Below are 19,375 nucleotides of genomic sequence, written 5' to 3' on the forward strand. Positions count from 1 at the left end.
TTCCTTTATCGTTCAAATTGACCGCTAAGGATTTGATTGAGGACATTAGGATCAGCTTTGATCGGGTAGGCATCATCAGCAAAGTTGAGCATGACGTTCTGGATTGTATCCTGAAATGACAGATTGAAGCCATCGCGTATGTTTTGTGGCAAGTCTTCAGGGCTGGTGCTTAATGGATCAACGGTTTCAGTGACCTTGAAGATGATCCGCGTCAGGGGATTTGCACCTTTGGCGCTGCCAATCGAGCCATCAGGACCGGCAAAGACTGCCCGTGCGGCATCATTGCCAATGGCTTCTGGTGATGCCGTGCGAGTGATGCCGCGCGCCGTTTCTGTTGCGACATTCAATTGTGCAGCCAGTTTGTCTATAGTCTTGCCATCATTAAGTTCTTTTTTGAGTTCATCAGCTTTTTTATCCAGTTTTTTCTGGATCTCGTCATTTTTCCAACCGTCAATGACTTTTTGCTGAACTTCGCTTTCTGCCAGAATACGCGAGGGAGTGATGTCACTAACATTATACCAGATATAACCGCCGCTTTGGACAGGCAAAGGATCGTGGTCGGTATCGGCCTCTGCCTGAAAAGCAGCATTAAGAAGCATTTGAGACTCTGGTAGATCCTTGATTTGTACCCCGTTTTTATCCTTACCGGTGCTGTCGACAGTAATGGTGCGCAGCGGCAATTGATAGCGTGAAGCAATTTCTTTCAGCGGTTCACCGTTAAACCGTGCATCTTCAATGGCCTGATAGTTGTCACGCATGGCATTGGCTGCATTGGTATTGGCGATAAACTCACGAATTTCTTTTTCGACCGAAGACATTTTTTTAGCGACCGATGGTGTCATAGCTGTCAGGCGGACAATAACCGGCCCCTGCAAATCATTGATGACCGTACTTACCTGATTTGTCTGCAAGTCAAAGATTTCACCGCCTAGCAATGTCGGCAATTCGGCTTTGGTAACAGGACCTTTTTGAATGTTCTCAGGCTTTTTGCCTTCGGCTTTAATTAGTTCATCAAAGCTCAAGCCGTTTTTCAGTTTTTGGGCTGCGGCATCGGCGGCTTCGCGCGTAGCAAAGCGCAATTGCTGATAGCTGCGTTTTTCAGGTTCGCTGAAGCGGGCCTGATTTTTTTCATAAAAATCCTTGATTTCGTCAGGTGTGACATCAGCAGGGCGGACAAGCTCTTTACCGGTCATGCTCATCAGGGTGATGGTACGGTATTCTGGCACAGAAAAGCTTTCTTTATGGGCCTCGTACCATTTTGTTTGTTCAGCCTTGTCCGGTTCGCCAACAGAGCCGACCTGCGCGGCTTTCAATGTGATATAGTTGATGCTACGGGTTTCATTTTGATAAAGCATATAGGCTGCAAAAAATGCATCAGGTGCCTTCATGCCACCAAGCGCACCCTGTAAAAGTTGGGCGCGTTTTTCTTTCTGGGCATAGATATTGAAAACATCGTTTTGCTGTACGCCTAGACGATGTAGGTAATCGTTAAAAAGAATAGGACTGAACTGGCCATTTTCTTGCAGGAATGGATCCGTGCCCAGAGCTTGGGCAATGCCGTCTTTAGAAACACCGATCTTCATTAGGCGTGCTTCTTCATTAAGGAGGACATCCGAACGTAATTGGCTGAGTACCAGTTGTGGAATCTGATATTGCTGTGCCTGGTCGGGAGACATAATACCGGGTAGATTAAGCGCAACGGAATAGCGCATCATCGTATCATTGAGGCTGTAATGGACATCCTTGCGCGAAATGCTCGAACTGCCCGCGCTCATTGCATCATCATGTGTAATCTGGGTTATTTGGGGCGCGCCCCATAAAACCGCAAAACAGATAACCAAAAGGCCCAGAAAAACCTTGGCAACCCAAGAATTAACAGCCGAGCGCATAGAATCAAGCATAGTGTCATCCCGTGACGAATTGAAATTTAAACCATAATCAGCTATGGATTTGCCTGAAAGCGGCAAATTATGCAAGGTTAAAGACTTCGTCGTCCTGAGGATTTTGTGTGCTGTTCATGCGAATAAACGACAAAATAGACAAGATCACTTGATTATCAGCTTAAAATAATGGTGTATCAGTGCATTGTTTTATGGTCTGGACATAATTGCTGAAGGAGCTGAATGCGATGACACCTGATATACGTCCTATCATTGCCGGAAATTGGAAAATGAATGGAACAGGCAGTGCCCTTGGCGAGTTGCGGGCGATTGCAACAGGCTTGAGTTCTGATCTTGGAACCCGCTTTGATGCATTGATCTGTGTGCCCTCTACTTTACTTTCACGTGCTGCCGATACGCTCGACGGTGAAAAGCTGGCATTGGGCGGTGAAGATTGCCACGTTGCTGCTTCGGGTGCGCATACAGGAGATATTTCGGCTGAAATGCTGCGTGAGGCAGGCGCCAGCCATGTTATTGTCGGCCATTCGGAACGTCGTGCCGATCATCATGAAAGTGATGCTTTGGTTTCTGCCAAGGCTGAAGCTGCATGGCGGGCAGGGCTTGTTGCCATTGTCTGTGTTGGCGAGACTGAAGCGGAGCGCGAAAGTGGCAAGACACTTGATGTGATTGCATCACAATTGAAAGGTTCTCTACCGACTGGTGCAACGGCAGCCAATACAATTATCGCTTATGAACCTGTATGGGCTATCGGTACCGGTAAGACCCCGACCGTGCAGGATGTTGCCGAGGTCCATGCTTTCATGCGTCGGCACATTGTTGGCAGTTTTCAACAGGAAGGAACTAGAATGCGTCTGCTTTACGGCGGTTCGGTCAAGCCTTCCAATGCGGTCGAATTATTGGGTGTTGATAATGTTGATGGTGCGCTTGTCGGTGGCGCCAGCTTGAAAGCGGTTGATTTTCTCGCTATTTGTGAGGCTTATCGAACACTTTAATCTTTGTATGGGGAAAGTTTTTGTGGTTGCCCTCTTTCAATAGCGTTTTTTTGCGTGTAAAGAACCGCTAGATTTTCAGGCAAAATGTTGGCCAGATAAAAATATAAAGAGCAGAATTTATGCAGACAGTCTTGATCGTTATCCATCTGTTGATCGTCATTGCCCTTGTCGGGGTAGTCCTGATCCAGCGTTCCGAGGGCGGTGGCCTAGGGGTTGGCGGTGGTTCGGGTTTTATGACCGCACGCGGTACAAAAAATGCATTGACACGTGTGACGGCTATTCTGGCAGCCTGCTTCTTTATTATGTCGATTATTCTGGTGATCGTGAATGCGGTTTCCAATCCGGCTTCAGATATTCTCGAACGTATTCCGTCAGCAGCAGGTCAAAAACCTAGTGCAGCTGGTTCGGCAGAACCGACGCCCGCCAATCAGACAACGGATGATGTTATGAAGGGGCTGGGTGGTCCTGCATCGGATAAGTCGGCAACACCGGAGCAGCAAACATCACCGGTGCCACAACCGGTAAGCCCTGTCCCATCGGGCAATTAAAAGATAAATCATTAGAAAAGAGCGGCTTGGCCGCTCTTTTTTTGCTGAAATAACTGTTGCGCCTTTGCAATAGTGGGAAGCTCTTTTTTTCTATTGCGAAGTCGTGAGTTGAGAATCGATATAGCTATACTATAATAATGTGAAATGCGGCTTTAGGCCGCTTTTTGGTTTTAGGGTTGAGGGTTGTATTCATGCGCCGTTTTATGATCGCCGGTCTATCCGGTCTTTTTTTCAGTTTAGTTGCCCTGTCAGGAGTTGTACAGGCCGCCAGCAAGTCCGAGACGGCGACCAAAACCGCATCGGTAAAGCGGGTGAAGCAGCCGCAGCTTAAAACCTATGCTGTGCCGGAGCGTTTCAATGCTCAGGAAGTCTCATTTTCCGGCTATAAGCCCGGTACCATCGTTATTGATCCTAAAAATTATTTTCTTTATTTTGTTGAGACGAATAGTACAGCACGCCGCTATGGTATTGCCGTTGGCAAGCAGGGGCTTGAATTCAAGGGCAGCGCTAATATCCGTTTCAAGCGTGAATGGCCGCGCTGGATTCCAACCAAGGATATGGTCAAGCGCAGCCCAACCCATTATGCCCAATATGCCGATGGTATGGATGGCGGTCCGGGTAATCCGCTCGGTGCGCGAGCGCTTTATCTGTGGCAGGGCAACAAGGATACCTATATCCGTATTCACGGGACAACCCAACCATGGACTATTGGTTCCAATGCTTCCAATGGCTGTTTCCGTATGCGTAATGATGATGTACTTGATCTTTATGATCGAGTGAATGTCGGTACAGAAGTTGTTGTGCTGTAATGTCAATAAAAGCCCCGATTTCAGCGGGGCTTTTTTATTAGAGAAGAACTCTGTGTAGAAACTTTGGTATGGTTGCATTTTTTGCTGGCAGAATCATAGAAAACAGATTAAGCCCATAATCCCATGGCACGATATGTTTTTATTACTGGTGGCGTGGTTTCTTCCCTTGGAAAAGGCATAGCTGCAGCTGCTTTGGCAGCACTTTTACAGGCGCGTGGGTACCGTGTGCGTATCCGCAAGCTCGATCCCTATCTTAATGTTGATCCCGGCACGATGTCGCCTTATCAGCATGGCGAGGTTTTTGTTACCGATGACGGTGCAGAAACCGATCTTGATCTTGGTCATTACGAGCGTTTTACCGGTCGTTCGGCCAATAAGCTAGATAATATTACGACAGGACGGATTTATCGTAATATTATAGAGCGCGAGCGCCGTGGTGATTATCTGGGCGCAACTGTTCAGGTCATTCCGCATGTGACGGATGAAATTAAAAACTTCATTACCGAAGGCAATGATGAATTTGATTTTGTCTTGTGTGAAATCGGCGGTACGGTTGGCGATATCGAGGCTATGCCGTTTCTGGAAGCTATCCGCCAATTACATAATGAGCTTCCCCGTCAGAGCGCTGTTTATGTGCATTTGACATTGATGCCCTATATTCCCGCAGCAGGTGAGTTGAAAACAAAACCGACCCAGCATTCGGTAAAAGAGTTGCAGTCTGTCGGTATTGCGCCGGATGTACTGCTTGTGCGTGCAGATCGTGAAATCCCTGAAGGCGAACGCCACAAGCTTTCGCTTTTTTGTAATGTCCGCCCGACGGCGGTTATTCAGGCATTGGATGTCAAGGCAATTTATGATGTGCCGATGGCTTATCATCGCGAAGGGCTTGATTCTGAAGTTCTGGCTGCATTCGGTATTGATCCGGCCCCCAAGCCGCGTATGGAGCGCTGGGAAGAGATTACACGGCGTATCCATAATCCTGAAGGTGAAGTAACAATTGCCGTTGTCGGTAAATATACCGGCCTTAAGGATGCCTATAAGTCTTTGATTGAAGCACTCGCCCATGGCGGTCTGGCCAATAAGGTCAAAGTCAATCTTGAATGGATTGAATCGGAGCTTTTTGAAAAGGAAGATCCGGCCCCTTATCTTGAGAAAGTTCATGGCATTCTGGTGCCGGGTGCATTCGGCAAACGTGGTGCAGAAGGCAAGATTCTGGCAACCCGTTTTGCCCGTGAGCGCAAGGTACCGTTTTTCGGTATTTGTTTCGGTATGCAGATGGCATGTGTCGAAGCTGCGCGTAATCTTTGCGGCATAGAGAATGCGTCATCGACCGAATTCGGTCCGACCAAGGAACCGATCGTCGGTTTGATGACGGAATGGCTTAAAGGGGATGCTTTGGAAAAACGTGCAGCCTCTGGTGATCTTGGTGGTACGATGCGGCTTGGCGCTTATGCCGCTAAGCTTATGGATGGTAGTCATATTGCCAAGATTTATGGCAAGAGCGATATTGCCGAACGTCATCGCCATCGCTATGAGGTTAATGTCGATTATAAACAGCGGTTGGAAGAGGCCGGCCTCATCTTTTCTGGTATGTCTCCTGATGGTGTCTTGCCTGAAACAGTTGAATATGAAGATCACCCGTGGTTTATCGGCGTTCAGTATCACCCCGAGTTGAAGTCACGCCCGTTTGAGCCGCATCCGCTTTTTGCTTCCTTTATCGCGGCTGCAGTTGAACAGAGCCGACTTGTATGATTTAAAAGCGGAAAGATAATCTTTCCGCTTTTCTTAATTAAAGAGCATCCTATGACTTGCCCCAATGCCGCCATTCAGGTGGGAAATGTTACTTTTTCGAATAATGCGCCCTTGTCTTTCATTTTAGGCCCTTGCCAGATGGAAAGCCGTGATCATGCCTTTGATATGGCTGGTCGCTTAAAGGAGATGACAGATCAGCTTGGTGTCGGTTTGGTTTATAAGTCAAGCTATGATAAGGCCAATCGCACATCCTTGAATGCTGCACGTGGTATCGGTCTTGAAAAAGCGATGGAAATTTTTGCCGATTTGAAAAGAGAGTTCGGTTTTCCGGTCATTACCGATGTTCATACCGAGGAGCAATGTCAATTGGTGGCTCCCACTGTTGATATGTTGCAAATACCGGCCTTTTTGTGCCGTCAGACCGATTTGTTGGTTGCAGCTGCCAAGACGGGTCGTGTAATCAATATCAAGAAGGGGCAGTTTCTGGCACCATGGGACATGAAAAATGTTCTGGCTAAAGTGACGGAAAGCGGCAACCCCAATGTGATGGCGTGTGAGCGCGGTGTGTCTTTCGGCTATAATACGCTTGTTTCGGATATGCGTGCATTGCCGATTATGGCCTCTTTCGGCTCGCCGGTGATTTTTGATGCCACCCATTCAGTCCAGCAACCGGGCGGGCAGGGTGGTTCTTCCGGCGGACAGCGCGAATTTGTTGAAACCTTGGCGCGTGCAGCTGTTGCGGTCGGTGTAGCCGGTGTGTTCCTTGAAACCCATCAGGATCCTGATCATGCACCATCGGACGGCCCCAATATGGTTAAGCTTTCCGATCTGCCACGTTTATTGGAAACCTTGATGGCTTTTGATGCACTTGCCAAAAGCAAATCTGTGTCCCGGAATGCTTAAGAAGCTTGTTTTTGCTTTGTTGTTTGGGGTTGCTTGTTTGACAGGCGCTTATGCCAATGATGCCTCATGGGAGATGGATCCAGCTGGCGGACTCGTTTTATTGCAGCAGCAAAATATCGCCATGGTATCAGAGGAACTTTATATTTCACTTCATAAAATAGAAGTGAATTACGTGTTTGAAAATCGCAGCAACGTAGATATTAAAACAATTGTTGGCTTTCCTTTTCCTTATTATGAGAATAATTTTGTCGATGACTTCAAAATATGGGTTGAAGGCCGACTGGTCGAGACAGACTATTATGATAGACAAGATGAACAAGCGGTCGAAGCTTGGGAGCAACTGTTTCCCGCCGGACTAAAGCTACATATACGTCATGTTTATACGCCTGTACCCGGTGGTGATCCTTATGGGGTGATAACTGAACCAGAGGAGGATCATTTTTGTATGACTGATGATGCCAAGCGTGCTTATAAGTCAATGAAAGAGGCGGCGACACAACCTGATAGGCTCTATCCAACGGGGATCAATTTTAATGTCGTGAAATATATACTGACAACCGGTGGTTATTGGGCCGATGGGACAATTGGCGATTTTCATCTTGTTGTTGATAAAGGTACGGACGATGATATTGTTGCATTTTGTGCCGATGGAATGAAGCAGACTGGTTCCCAGCGATATGAGTGGCACAAAAAACAATTTCATCCCGATAAAGATCTTGAAATTATGTTTATAGGGCCGTCGTCAGGAATCAAACAGCGCCTAGAGAGTAAATAAAGTGATCTTCATTTGTTTTGTCTCAGAATTTGTTATATGAGATGAATATATCCAAAATACGTTGAAAGTTGAACGGGAAGGGCCCCTTAAATGACCGCTATTATTGATATTTTAGGACGCGAGGTATTGGACAGCCGGGGTAATCCGACTGTTGAGGTTGATGTGCTATTGGAAGATGGTGCTTTTGGCCGTGCGATGGTGCCTTCAGGCGCTTCGACCGGCGCCCATGAGGCGGTTGAGCTGCGCGATGGTGGTAGCCGTTATGGCGGTAAGGGTGTTGAGAAGGCTGTAGCTGCAGTTAATGGTGAAATATTGGAAGAAATAGGCGGTCTAGATGCCGAAGATCAGGTGGCTATTGATCAGACGATGATCGCGTTGGATGGTACAGCCAATAAAAGCCGTCTGGGTGCCAATGCTATTCTCGGTGTTTCAATGGCGGTTGCCAAGGCAGCTGCTGAATCGTCCGGTTTGCCGTTTTATCGCTATGTTGGCGGTACACAGGCTTCTCTGCTGCCAACCCCGATGATGAATATTATCAATGGTGGTGTTCATGCCGATAATCCGATTGATTTTCAGGAATTCATGATTTTGCCTGTGGGGGCGCCTACCTTAAAAGAAGCTGTACGTTATGGTGCTGAAGTATTCCATACATTGAAAAAGCGCTTGAAAGATGCGGGACACAACACCAATGTCGGTGATGAGGGTGGTTTTGCTCCTAATCTGAAAAGTGCTGAAGCTGCTCTTGATTTCATTATGGAATCGATTGAGGCTGCCGGTTTCAAGGCGGGTGAGCAGATTGCTATCGGTCTTGATTGCGCTTCGACCGAATTTTATAAAAATGGTCAATATGCTTATGAAGGCGAAGGCGTGGTGCGTGATGCAGCGGCTCAAGCAGATTATTTGGCCAAGCTGGTGGGCGCTTATCCAATTGTAACGATCGAAGACGGTATGGCAGAAGACGATTGGGATGGCTGGAAAATTCTTACGAATAAAATTGGCAAGAAATGCCAGCTTGTTGGTGATGATCTCTTTGTGACCAATTCGGCACGTTTGCGTGACGGTATCAAAATGGGCGTTGCCAATTCGATTTTGATCAAGGTCAACCAGATCGGTACGCTGAGCGAGACATTGGATGCTGTCGAGACCGCCCATAAGGCAGGTTATACAGCTGTGATGTCACACCGCTCCGGTGAAACAGAAGATAGCACTATTGCCGACCTTGCTGTTGCGACCAATTGTGGACAGATCAAGACCGGTTCGCTGGCGCGTTCCGATCGGTTGGCAAAATACAACCAGCTAATCCGTATTGAGGAAGAATTGGGTTCTCAAGCGCGTTATGCTGGTAAATCAGCGTTTCGTTTTTAATAAAAGCGACAATAAAGAATTTAAAAAGCAGGCGGGTCAGCTTGCTTTTTATGAAGCATTTGCTTTATGAATCTTGATATAAAAAGTTTTATCGGTTGGATATTTATAATTTTACGAATTGTTATCCCGATGACACTGCTTTTATATGATAATTTATATATCAGGAGGAGTGATATATGAAGATTGATTTCATGGATCAGGCTATTCCTGATTTAGAAGGCCATCATTGGGATGTGGTCCAAAATGTGGCTATCAATGATTGCGGAGAGGCTTTGATTGACATTCCCAATGAAGGCCGCTTGAAACAACATCCTATCTATTATGAAAATAAAGTTCCGCATGCGATCAATCAGTGTTTGGCTCGCGAAAGTGTTGTTGAAAAATTATACGATGCTATAGCATTTTTGCCCGAGCACCTTGGTATTGTCGTTTTGGATGCATGGCGCCCCAGAGCCGTACAAAAGGCGCTTCTGGAACAGATTGGCGCGGAAATTAAAAAAACGCATCATGATTTGGATGCCGATGAATATGCAGCCATGCTTTCGAAGTTTGTGGCACCTGCTGATGCCCGTTTTATAAGTCCCCATTTGACGGGTGGATCGGTAGATATCACTTTGTTTGAACGTGCGACCGGAAGCTATCTGGATATGGGGAGCGTTTTTGATGAACCGAGCGAGGCATCTTATACAAATGCTTTTGAAAATCGGCTTGATCATAGTGCTCATGGTCACCGCCGCTTGTTATATGGTGCGATGATAAAGGCCGGTTTTACCAATATAACAAGTGAATGGTGGCATTATGACTTCGGTAATCAGCTATGGGCGCATTACCGCCATAAGGATTATGCCATTTATGGTGAGGCAAAACGGGTCGAGCATATATAGATATTCCACCCATCTGGCATTGTATGGCAAAGACTGCGCTCTTTTTCACAATAGAAATGATGATGTATCCTTATTTTAAATGGGCCGCGGATAACAATTGAGAAAGTTGAACGAGATGAATATCTCCTTAAAGAAATCACTGAGTTTTACATCATTGGTTATTTTGGGATCTGCCGGTGTTATCGGATCTGGCTGGATTTATACCACCAGTTATTTTTTTGCCGAATATACCGCCGGTGGTGTGGTTTTGGGTATGGTGCTGGCGAGTGTTCTGGCCGGTTGTGTGGCGGTGGCCTATGGTGAGTTGGCGGCGCAATTTCCACGTGCGGGCGGGGAAATCTTATTCACCTTTATTGCTTACAATCGCAAGCTATCCTTTATCATTGGCTGGCTTTTGATCGGTGCGTTTATCAGTTCTACTGCCTTTTATATGGCGGCATTTGGCGGGTTGATAAGTAAAGGTTTGCCAATATTGAAACCGATCATGGAAGCGATTCCTTTATATAATATTGCCGGAAGCCAAGTTTATCTGGGTGAATTTTTATCTGGTATCACTCTTGTCGTTGTTTTCTATCTTCTTAATACGAGAAGCGTTGATGTAGGAGCAAAAACACAAAAATTATTATTCACTGTCAAGGTGTTGTTGGGGGTGGCTTTGGCAGCGGCTGGTGTTGGACTGGGCAGTTGGAGTAATTTTTGGCCGGCCTTTACAGCGCTTGGGCAAACTGAGACCGATGTGGTGCATGGAATGGCTTTTACCATGCGGTTTGTTATACCGGCTTTGACTTTTTTGACTGGATTTAGCTTGGTATCCTTATTGGCAGAAGAAGCACGGATATCTCCTCAGAAAATTGGAGTGGCTATTGTTCTGACTATCTTTATTGCAGGTGCCTATTATTGTCTTGTGCTGCTTGGTACGGCCATGATTATTCCGTGGCAGGATTCTGCAAATATGGAATTTGGCGCCATATCGACATTTACCCATGCAGGATATCCCATTTTAGGTTATGCCGCGATGGGGATTGCCTTTTTGGGGATGGGGACTGGTTCACTGGGCATGGCAATGGGATGCTCGCGTATTATTTTTGCGATGGGGCGCGGTGGCTTACTTCCTGTCTTTCTCGGAAAAGTCAGTAAAAGTGGAGTTCCTGTCAATGCCTTGACCATGACGCTGATTATAACCTTGGGGCTCGGATGGCTAGGCAAGGGGGCTATGATCTGGTTCTTGGATGCTGGTGGGGTGTATGTTGGCTTGTCTTGGGCTTTGACTGTTCTTTGTATGTATAAAGTTCGGCGTAAATACCCTCATAACAAACGCCCTTATCAGGTTTCATGGCAATGGGTGCCGTTTATTGGTGCCTTGGGGGCGGTTGCGATTGTTTTGATGACAATTATGCCCGGCACATCGATGTCTTTAAAATATCCAGAATATATCATCTTGTTATTATGGGTCATTCTTGGTCTTGTTCTGTATGCTATCCAGTCCAAGAATAATCATTTTAGCGATGAAGAAGCATTACAAAATATGCTGGGCGATAATTATGATGAAATAAAAAAAATGACGGATGAAGGTTAGTTTTCGATCATAAAAGAGGCATGATATTGCTGGGAACGGGAGGCTTTTACTCAGCCCATCTAGGCTCAGACCTCATTAATTTTGTTAAAATGCCATAGTAAACAGCAAGAATATATGCGGAAGAAAGCGAGAAGAGGATGTTCTATCCGGTTAAGCTTTCTGACAAAGCAGATACGCTGTTTCTATGTCCTTCGAATATGGGAAAATTTCCCGATAATATCGTCAAGGATCCTTAAATATTCATATTTCCTTCGGCCCTTTTCTCATACCATTTTGACAAAATTAATGGGGCCTGAGCCTAAAGTTTATGAAATAGACTTTTTTGTTTTAAGTGGATGGAATAAAGATATTAGAAGCGGGCTCGGTGGCCCGCTTTTTTTATGAATTGAGAGTTTAGTGGTTGAATGTATTTTGGGTGGACTTAGAACAGATGAGCCATATGACGAGCACCAGATATAATAGACATAGTGTGACTGAAAGTGGATTGAGGGCGCTGATGGAGGGCTCGAAATAGTGACTTATACGGCGATTGTCTTTTAAAGCGCTTAACCAGAATGCTTGCACGGGTATCATGATTATCATTGCGCTGATAAAGCCGATGTAAAGTTTTTTTCTAAGATGAAAGAGAATTAAGGCAAAAACATTGGTGCTGAAACCAATGATGCCTATGTAGTCTAGCCCTATATAATTCAAAGGTGAATTGGCTATAAGAAATAGACTGAGATATTCGTAAACAGATCGTAGGAAACTATAGAGCCAACCTTGCTGCGAAAGATTGTTGGCAATGATAGGGATAAGGTATATGGCTATGAGACCATAGAGCCAGATCACTGATAGAAGGGCGTGGAGGGGAGGTCTTATTTTATGCATGATGATCAAGTCTTGTTTTTTTGTTTAACGGGTGAAAGTCTGTTTAACGCGATCGGATAAGAGCAGATAAAGCCCGATTATACCGGCAATTCCGATATGGAGTAAAAATTTAAAAAAGATGGTGCTTGGAATGAATTCGCCATAGTCTATCATTTCATTAATCATAGACCAGATGTTGAAGATGTTGGAGCTGATCTGGTAGATTAGTAATGACCCTAGAATATAGGGAAAAGCACGATGTTTTTTGCAAAAGGCAACAATGCTCCAGATTAACATAATGATCAGAAAAAGAGTTGGAGCCGAGAAAAACATCTCTTTGAGGTAAAAGGCATAATGTTCGGCCGATATATATCGATAGGCAAAGACAAAGCCTGCAATTATGATGATGACACGATAGGCCAGATAGAAACCTATTGCATAAAGCCAGCCGCCAATTTTTGGTTTTTGAAGCTGTGTTTCCAATGATTTTTTCTCCGTTTAAATCTTCTTTAAACAAAATCAGTCATAGATCAAGCAAATCACATTTGTGATGAAGTTTTTTGCCAATTGGAAATGCTCTTGATGTGGACAAAACAAAAACGCCGTAGCAATAAGAGCCGGTTTATCTTGCCGTTGCTAACGGTCGGTGTTTTGAGTTATTTTGGCTATCATATTTATCATGGCGAATATGGTCTTTATTCGCGTGAGCGGGTTGAAGATCATATCCGGCATCTGAATAATAGGCTGGATGGTCTTGTTGGGCAGCGACAGGCACTTGAAAAGAGAGTTGCGCTATTAAAAGACGGCTCTATTGAAAAAGATGCGCTTGATGAATATGCGCGTAAAAATCTTAATTTGTCACACCCCAATGAATTGACAATTTTGCTTTCAAAAGGCGATTTATCCAATTAACCAAAATCAGGTTAATTTATAAAAGATTATAAAAATCAATCCGTTGTGAGTTTTTATAATTGTATTTTTAGTACTTGTCATGGATTGCAATGAAGCTTATTTTAGCTCCTATTAAAGGGAGTTGAATATGGCAACGAAAGCAAAAAAGGCTCCGGCCAAGAAAGCGCAAGCCACGCGCAAAGCGCAAGCAACATTATCCAATACATCCAAGGCGCCCGCGCCTATTGATTTTACCAAAGAGCAGGAACTTGACGCCTATCGCGAGATGCTATTGATCCGCCGGTTTGAAGAAAAAGCCGGACAGCTCTATGGTATGGGCTTTATCGGTGGTTTCTGCCATCTTTATATTGGTCAGGAAGCGGTTGTGACCGGTTCCTTGAATGCGACCAAGGATGGCGACCAGATTATTACATCCTATCGTGATCACGGTCATATGTTGGCTGCGGGTATGAGCCCGCGCGGTGTTATGGCTGAATTGACCGGTCGTCAGGGCGGCTTTTCCAAGGGGAAGGGCGGCTCGATGCATATGTTCTCCAAAGAAAAGAATTTCTATGGCGGTCATGGTATTGTTGGGGCGCAGGTGCCGATTGGTACGGGGCTTGCTTTTTCCAACCAATATCTGGGCAAGGATAATGTGACACTTGTCTATTTTGGTGACGGTGCTGCCAATCAGGGGCAGGTTTATGAAAGCTTCAATATGGCATCACTATGGAAGTTGCCGGTTATCTATGTGATTGAGAACAACCAGTATGCCATGGGAACGGCGGTTTCGCGTGCATCGGCTGAAACTGATTTTTCGCGTCGCGGTCTTTCTTTTGAAATTCCCGGTATTGTTGTTGACGGTATGGATGTGCGTGCGGTTCAAGCCGCATCCGAAGAGGCAATTGCATGGGCACGCGCTGGCAAGGGGCCGATGATTCTGGATATGCAGACTTATCGTTATCGTGGCCACTCAATGTCCGATCCAGCGAAATATCGTACCAAGGAAGAAGTACAGAAAGTGCGCTCTGAACATGATCCGATCGATCAGGTTAAAAACCGTGTTATTGAAAAAGGTTGGGCCAGCGAGGATGAGCTGAAGGATATCGACAAGGATATCCGCGCGATTGTTGCCGATGCAGCTGATTTTGCCCAAAACGATCCTGAGCCGGATACAGCAGAGCTGTATACCGATATTCTGGTTTAAGTGAGAGGATAAGCGAACATGTCTATTGATATTCTGATGCCAGCACTCTCGCCAACAATGGAAGAGGGTAAGCTTTCCAAATGGTTGAAAAAGGAAGGTGACAAGGTCACATCCGGTGATGTGATTGCCGAGATTGAAACCGATAAGGCAACGATGGAAGTCGAAGCCGTCGACGAAGGTACAATTGGTAAGATTTTGGTGCCGGAAGGTGCTGAAGGTGTCAAGGTGAATACGCCGATTGCCGTTCTTTTGGAAGAAGGTGAAACTGCTGCTGATATTGCAAAGGCTGTTGATCCATCCAAGTCGAAGAAAGACGAGGCCAAGGTGGCTGATGCACCTGCATCTGAAACATCTGTTTCCACAGTGCCAGCAGCACCACGGGCACAAGTGGCGGCCGATCCTGATATTCCTGCTGGCACCGAAATGGTGTCCCTGACTGTGCGAGATGCGCTTAATCAGGCTATGGCGGAAGAAATGCGCCGCGATGAAAAGGTCTTTTTGATGGGTGAGGAAGTTGCCCAATATCAGGGGGCCTATAAGGTTTCGCAGGGGCTTTTGGAAGAATTCGGTCCGCGTCGCGTTGTCGATACACCAATCACCGAACATGGTTTTGCAGGTTTAGGTGTTGGGGCTGCCTTTGGCGGCTTGCGCCCGATTGTCGAATTCATGACCTTTAACTTTGCCATGCAGGCAATGGATCAAATTATCAATTCCGCTGCCAAGACCCGTTATATGTCGGGCGGGCAGATGTCGGCACCAATGGTCTTTCGTGGTCCTAATGGTGCAGCAGCAAGGGTAGGTGCACAGCATTCGCAGTGTTATGCCTCATGGTATAGCCATATTCCGGGATTGAAGGTTGTTATGCCTTATACAGCGGCAGATGCTAAAGGTCTGCTCAAGTCGGCTATACGCGATGACAATCCGGTTGTTTTCCTTGAGAATGAGCTGCTTTATGGGCATCAGTTCGATGTGCCGCAGATGGATGAGTTCCTGTTGCCGATTGGTAAGGCCCGTATCCATAAGGCCGGTAGTGATGTAACCATCGTTGCTTTCGGCATGGGGATGAACTATGCGGTGCAGGCATTGCCTGAGCTTGAAAAGCTTGGCATTGATGCGGAATTGATTGATTTGCGCACCATTCGTCCGATGGATATTCCGACCATTGTTGAATCGGTTAAGAAAACCGGTCGTCTTGTTACTGTTGAGGAAGGTTTCCCGCAGTCATCGGTCGGAACGGAAATTGCAACTCGCGTTCAGCAACAGGCTTTCGACTATCTTGATGCACCAATCTTGACCATTGCTGGTAAGGATGTGCCGATGCCTTATGCGGCCAATCTTGAAAAGTTGGCCTTGCCAAATGTCGGTGAAGTTGTCGATGCCGTTAAGGCTGTAACCTACAAGGCTTAAAGAGGAGCGCATTATCATGCCGATTAAAATTACCATGCCTGCGCTCTCGCCAACGATGGAAGAGGGCAATCTGGCCAAGTGGAATGTCAAGGAAGGCGACAAGGTTTCCTCCGGTGATGTGATTGCTGAAATTGAAACCGATAAGGCGACAATGGAAGTCGAGGCTGTGGACGAGGGAACGGTAGCAAAAATCGTCGTGCCCGCCGGTACACAGGGTGTGAAGGTCAATGCTTTGATTGCTGTCTTGGCCGAGGAAGGTGAAGACGTGACAGAAGCAGCCAAGGCTGCAGAAGGCGGTTCATCCGTATCTGCACCTAAAGCGGCGCCTGCGCCAGCTCCGGTTCCGACTGCCGCAACGCCTGCGCCGGCAGGGCCAGTATCATTTAATGGTTCGGCCTCTAAAAGCGCCCAGCGTGTTTTTGCTTCGCCTTTAGCGCGGCGTATCGCCAAGGAAGCCGGTATCGATTTGTCAGCTATTGCTGGTACCGGCCCACATGGGCGCATTGTCAAAAGCGATGTTGAAAAAGCTATCGCTGGCGGTGGTGCCAAAACATTATCTGCCGCTTCTGCAAGTATGCCACTTGCAACCGGTCCGTCCGACGAGCAGACTCTCAAGCTCTTTAAAGAGGGTGAATATGAAATTCTTCCTCATGACGGTATGCGCAAAACAATTGCCAAGCGTTTGACAGAAGCCAAGCAGACTGTCCCGCATTTTTATGTCAGTGTTGACTGCAATATTGATGCTTTGCTGAAACTGCGTGCCGAGCTTAATGCCAGCGCACCGATGGTCAAAACCGAAAGTGGCGAGAAGCCGAGCTATAAACTGTCGGTCAATGATATGGTAATCAAGGCGGTTGCACAGTCGTTGAAAGCCGTTCCCGCAGCGAATGTCTCGTGGCTTGATAGCGGGATGCTACAGCATAAATATGTCGATGTCGGCGTTGCCGTTTCTATTCCTAACGGCTTGATTACACCTATCATCCGGCATGCGGACGAAAAGAGTCTATCGGTTATTTCCAATGAAATGAAGGATATGGCAAAACGTGCGCGTGAGCGTAAGTTGAAACCTGAGGAATATCAGGGTGGTTCAACTTCGGTTTCTAATATGGGCATGTATGGCGTCAAGAATTTCTCTGCTATCGTCAATCCGCCGCAGTCAACAATTTTTGCGATTGGTGCGGGTGAAGAGCGGGCAATTGTCAAGGACGGCAAGCTGGCTGTTGCCAATATAATGTCGGTCACCATCTCGACCGATCATCGTTCGGTTGATGGTGCCTTGGCAGCAGAACTGGCACAGGTTTTCAAAAAACTGATAGAGAATCCGTTCTCGATGCTGGTTTGATGAAATGACGAAAAACGTTCTGTGCTATGGTGATTCATTGACATGGGGCTGGAATCCTTTAGGGCCCGGCCGGCATGTCTTTGAAAACCGTTGGACAGTCGTTACGCAAAAAGTGCTTGGATCGGGCTATCGGTTGATTTCGGAAGGTCTGAATGGTCGCACAACAGCCTATGAGGATGCAAGTGTTGCTGAAGATCGCCATGGTGCGCGTCTTTTGCCGACTTTGCTCGCTTCTCATGCGCCGCTTGATCTGGTGGTGTTGATGTTGGGTACCAATGATCTTAAGCCATCAGTGGCTGGAACGGCTTTTGCTGCCCGTATGGGGATGCAAAGACTGATTCAGATTGTGCGCCATCACAGCTATGTTTTTGATATGGATGTACCGGATATTCTGATTGTTTCACCACCTCATATTGTTGAAACGGCAGATGAATATTTTGCAGCCCTTTTTGCAGGTGCGGTGGACGAGTCTGAAAAGCTCAGTCTCTATTATGGAGATTTGGCTGACCAGTTTGGTTGTGGTTTTTTTGATGCCGCAACTGTTTGCCATGCCGACAATATTGATGGTGTCCATCTGGATGTGGAAAACAACCGTGCATTGGGACAGGCTATCGCGCCTGTTCTTCGGTTGATGCTTGGATAAATGAATTTAAAACCACGGAGGAAAAACTGTGGCCAATATTTATGATGTAATTGTTATCGGTTCTGGCCCTGGCGGCTATGTGACAGCTATCCGTGCGGCTCAGCTTGGTTTTAAAACAGCTATTGTCGAACGTGAACATCTGGGTGGCATATGTCTCAATTGGGGCTGTATTCCAACCAAGGCGCTGCTGCGTTCAGCCGAAATCAAGCATTTTGGTGAACATGCCAAGGATTATGGTTTGATGTTGAACGGAACCATTGATGCCGATGTCAAGGATGTTGTTGCCCGTTCACGCGGTGTTTCGGCCCGGTTGAATGCCGGTGTCGGTTTTTTGATGAAGAAGAACAAGATCGATGTGATCTGGGGAGAGGCAAAGCTTACCAAAGGTGCAAAAGGGCCCCAGCCTGCTGAAATTATTGTTGGCAAGTCAACCAAGCCGGTTCATCAGCCACAAAATCCCGTACCCAAGGGTACGTTAGGCGAGGGTACCTATCAGGCCAAGCATATCATTATTGCAACTGGTGCGCGGCCGCGTGCGCTTCCCGGCATTGAGCCGGACGGTAAGCTGATTTGGACCTACTTTGAAGCCATGGTTCCCCAGACTATGCCGAAATCGCTGGTTGTTATGGGATCAGGCGCGATCGGGATTGAATTTGCTTCTTTCTATCGCGATATGGGCGCCGAGGTGACTGTCGTTGAAATGATGCCGCAAATTATGCCGGTAGAGGACATCGAGATTTCAACATTTGCTCGTAAGCAATTGGAAAAAAAAGGTATTCGTATCTTAACGCAAGCCAAGGTTTCCAAGGTTGAAAAGGCTGCCAATTCGGTTACGGCGCATATTGATGTCAATGGCAAGGTCGAGACGATTACAGCCGAGCGGCTTATTTCGGCCGTCGGTGTGCAGGGTAACATTGAAAATTTGGGGCTTGAGGCTTTAGGTATCAAGACAGATCGCGGCTGTGTGGTGATTGATGAATGGAGCCGCACCAATATTGAAGGTATTTATGCTATCGGTGATGTTGCCGGTCCGCCTATGCTGGCGCATAAAGCTGAAGAAGAAGGCGTGATCTGTGTTGAAAGAATTGCCGGTCTGAAAACAGTCCATCCTCTGGATAAAGGCAAAATTCCCGGTTGCACCTATTGTACACCGCAGGTTGCTTCTGTCGGCCTGACAGAAGCCAAAGCAAAAGCTGCCGGTTTTGATATCCGTGTTGGCCGTTACTCTTTTGCTGCCAACGGCAAGGCTATTGCACTGGGTGAGGATCAGGGTATGGTCAAGACGATTTTTGATAAAAAAACGGGCCAGTTGCTTGGTGCCCATATGGTCGGCGCAGAAGTGACCGAGTTGATACAGGGCTTTGTCATTGCGATGAATTTGGAAACAACGGAAGAGGAATTAATGCATACAATCTTCCCGCATCCAACCTTGTCGGAGATGATGAAGGAAAGTGTTTTGGACGCTTATGGGCAGGTATTGAATGCCTAATCTTGCGTCTCTACTTTAGGTGTTGTAACGACACAGTGGCGC

Annotated in this window: 17 protein-coding genes; 15 read left to right on the forward strand and 2 right to left on the reverse strand. The window is 46.6% G+C overall.

All coding sequences use genetic code 11. The features are described 5' to 3' along the window. Window positions 1-5: 5 nt before the first annotated feature. On the reverse strand, window positions 6-1,901 hold the full coding sequence (locus ACYZ97_RS03120) for a peptidyl-prolyl cis-trans isomerase (RefSeq protein WP_473300041.1): 1,896 nt from the start codon (window positions 1,899-1,901) through the stop codon (window positions 6-8). Window positions 1,902-2,128: 227 nt separating this feature from the next. On the opposite strand from ACYZ97_RS03120, the gene tpiA reads away from it, so the two are divergent. From tpiA to ACYZ97_RS03165, 9 genes are all read left to right on the forward strand, one after another. Next, window positions 2,129-2,893 (forward strand): triose-phosphate isomerase, encoded by a 765-nt coding sequence (tpiA, locus tag ACYZ97_RS03125; RefSeq protein WP_473300042.1) that lies wholly within the window; start codon window positions 2,129-2,131, stop codon window positions 2,891-2,893. A 119-nt stretch (window positions 2,894-3,012) separates the two neighbouring features. Continuing rightward, on the forward strand, window positions 3,013-3,441 hold the full coding sequence (gene secG, locus ACYZ97_RS03130) for a preprotein translocase subunit SecG (RefSeq protein ID WP_473300043.1): 429 nt from the start codon (window positions 3,013-3,015) through the stop codon (window positions 3,439-3,441). A 203-nt stretch (window positions 3,442-3,644) separates the two neighbouring features. Then, window positions 3,645-4,250: a L,D-transpeptidase gene (locus tag ACYZ97_RS03135; protein ID WP_473300619.1), complete on the forward strand. Its 606-nt coding sequence runs from the start codon at window positions 3,645-3,647 to the stop codon at window positions 4,248-4,250. Between the two features lie 123 nt (window positions 4,251-4,373). Then, the gene (locus tag ACYZ97_RS03140; protein WP_473300044.1) at window positions 4,374-6,002 is read left to right on the forward strand and encodes a CTP synthase; all 1,629 of its coding nucleotides are present in this window, start codon (window positions 4,374-4,376) and stop codon (window positions 6,000-6,002) included. 51 nt (window positions 6,003-6,053) lie between these two features. Further along, a complete protein-coding gene (gene kdsA / locus ACYZ97_RS03145) occupies window positions 6,054-6,905 on the forward strand; it encodes a 3-deoxy-8-phosphooctulonate synthase (RefSeq protein WP_473300045.1) in 852 nt (283 codons plus the stop codon). Next, window positions 6,898-7,680 carry a DUF4424 family protein gene (locus tag ACYZ97_RS03150; protein WP_473300046.1) on the forward strand — a complete coding sequence of 261 codons (783 nt, stop codon included), beginning with the start codon at window positions 6,898-6,900 and terminating at the stop codon, window positions 7,678-7,680. The genes kdsA and ACYZ97_RS03150 overlap by 8 nt, the downstream gene beginning before the upstream one ends. A gap of 90 nt (window positions 7,681-7,770) precedes the next feature. Next, complete coding sequence (eno, locus tag ACYZ97_RS03155) at window positions 7,771-9,045, forward strand: phosphopyruvate hydratase (protein ID WP_473300047.1); 1,275 nt, start codon at window positions 7,771-7,773, stop codon at window positions 9,043-9,045. Window positions 9,046-9,221: 176 nt separating this feature from the next. Further along, entirely contained in the window at window positions 9,222-9,929 is a 708-nt protein-coding gene (locus ACYZ97_RS03160; protein ID WP_473300048.1) for a M15 family metallopeptidase, read from the forward strand. A 115-nt stretch (window positions 9,930-10,044) separates the two neighbouring features. After that, window positions 10,045-11,505, forward strand: coding sequence for an APC family permease (locus ACYZ97_RS03165; protein WP_473300049.1), 1,461 nt, complete (start codon window positions 10,045-10,047; stop codon window positions 11,503-11,505). An 894-nt stretch (window positions 11,506-12,399) separates the two neighbouring features. Here the strand turns inward: ACYZ97_RS03165 and ACYZ97_RS03170 are convergent. Then, the gene (locus tag ACYZ97_RS03170) at window positions 12,400-12,837 is read right to left on the reverse strand and encodes a DUF2569 family protein (protein ID WP_473300050.1); all 438 of its coding nucleotides are present in this window, start codon (window positions 12,835-12,837) and stop codon (window positions 12,400-12,402) included. 99 nt (window positions 12,838-12,936) lie between these two features. On the opposite strand from ACYZ97_RS03170, the gene ACYZ97_RS03175 reads away from it, so the two are divergent. The 6 genes from ACYZ97_RS03175 to lpdA all read left to right on the forward strand — a co-directional run bounded on the left by ACYZ97_RS03175 (window position 12,937) and on the right by lpdA (window position 19,333). Further along, window positions 12,937-13,266 carry an FtsB family cell division protein gene (locus ACYZ97_RS03175; protein WP_473300051.1) on the forward strand — a complete coding sequence of 110 codons (330 nt, stop codon included), beginning with the start codon at window positions 12,937-12,939 and terminating at the stop codon, window positions 13,264-13,266. A 127-nt stretch (window positions 13,267-13,393) separates the two neighbouring features. Next, window positions 13,394-14,452, forward strand: coding sequence for a pyruvate dehydrogenase (acetyl-transferring) E1 component subunit alpha (gene pdhA / locus ACYZ97_RS03180; protein WP_473300052.1), 1,059 nt, complete (start codon window positions 13,394-13,396; stop codon window positions 14,450-14,452). A gap of 18 nt (window positions 14,453-14,470) precedes the next feature. Further along, entirely contained in the window at window positions 14,471-15,859 is a 1,389-nt protein-coding gene (locus ACYZ97_RS03185; protein ID WP_473300053.1) for a pyruvate dehydrogenase complex E1 component subunit beta, read from the forward strand. 55 nt (window positions 15,860-15,914) lie between these two features. Beyond that, window positions 15,915-17,201 carry a pyruvate dehydrogenase complex dihydrolipoamide acetyltransferase gene (locus tag ACYZ97_RS03190; RefSeq protein ID WP_473300620.1) on the forward strand — a complete coding sequence of 429 codons (1,287 nt, stop codon included), beginning with the start codon at window positions 15,915-15,917 and terminating at the stop codon, window positions 17,199-17,201. 4 nt (window positions 17,202-17,205) lie between these two features. Continuing rightward, complete coding sequence (locus tag ACYZ97_RS03195; protein WP_473300054.1) at window positions 17,206-17,844, forward strand: SGNH/GDSL hydrolase family protein; 639 nt, start codon at window positions 17,206-17,208, stop codon at window positions 17,842-17,844. A 28-nt stretch (window positions 17,845-17,872) separates the two neighbouring features. After that, window positions 17,873-19,333 (forward strand): dihydrolipoyl dehydrogenase, encoded by a 1,461-nt coding sequence (lpdA, locus tag ACYZ97_RS03200; protein WP_473300055.1) that lies wholly within the window; start codon window positions 17,873-17,875, stop codon window positions 19,331-19,333. Window positions 19,334-19,375 lie beyond the last annotated feature (42 nt).

The organism is Bartonella sp. bp_1, assembly GCF_055808085.1.

Excerpts from the sequence above, each read along its gene's own strand:
- ACYZ97_RS03150 (WP_473300046.1), top strand. The coding sequence starts at position 6,898 with ATGCTTAAGAAGCTTGTTTTTGCTTTGTTGTTTGGGGTTGCTTGTTTG.
- ACYZ97_RS03140 (WP_473300044.1), top strand. The coding sequence starts at position 4,374 with ATGGCACGATATGTTTTTATTACTGGTGGCGTGGTTTCTTCCCTTGGA.
- ACYZ97_RS03185 (WP_473300053.1), top strand. The coding sequence starts at position 14,471 with ATGTCTATTGATATTCTGATGCCAGCACTCTCGCCAACAATGGAAGAG.
- ACYZ97_RS03120 (WP_473300041.1), bottom strand. The coding sequence starts at position 1,901 with ATGCTTGATTCTATGCGCTCGGCTGTTAATTCTTGGGTTGCCAAGGTT.
- tpiA (WP_473300042.1), top strand. The coding sequence starts at position 2,129 with ATGACACCTGATATACGTCCTATCATTGCCGGAAATTGGAAAATGAAT.
- ACYZ97_RS03195 (WP_473300054.1), top strand. The coding sequence starts at position 17,206 with ATGACGAAAAACGTTCTGTGCTATGGTGATTCATTGACATGGGGCTGG.
- ACYZ97_RS03175 (WP_473300051.1), top strand. The coding sequence starts at position 12,937 with ATGTGGACAAAACAAAAACGCCGTAGCAATAAGAGCCGGTTTATCTTG.
- secG (WP_473300043.1), top strand. The coding sequence starts at position 3,013 with ATGCAGACAGTCTTGATCGTTATCCATCTGTTGATCGTCATTGCCCTT.
- ACYZ97_RS03135 (WP_473300619.1), top strand. The coding sequence starts at position 3,645 with ATGATCGCCGGTCTATCCGGTCTTTTTTTCAGTTTAGTTGCCCTGTCA.
- pdhA (WP_473300052.1), top strand. The coding sequence starts at position 13,394 with ATGGCAACGAAAGCAAAAAAGGCTCCGGCCAAGAAAGCGCAAGCCACG.
- ACYZ97_RS03160 (WP_473300048.1), top strand. The coding sequence starts at position 9,222 with ATGAAGATTGATTTCATGGATCAGGCTATTCCTGATTTAGAAGGCCAT.
- kdsA (WP_473300045.1), top strand. The coding sequence starts at position 6,054 with ATGACTTGCCCCAATGCCGCCATTCAGGTGGGAAATGTTACTTTTTCG.
- eno (WP_473300047.1), top strand. The coding sequence starts at position 7,771 with ATGACCGCTATTATTGATATTTTAGGACGCGAGGTATTGGACAGCCGG.
- ACYZ97_RS03190 (WP_473300620.1), top strand. The coding sequence starts at position 15,915 with ATGGAAGAGGGCAATCTGGCCAAGTGGAATGTCAAGGAAGGCGACAAG.
- ACYZ97_RS03165 (WP_473300049.1), top strand. The coding sequence starts at position 10,045 with ATGAATATCTCCTTAAAGAAATCACTGAGTTTTACATCATTGGTTATT.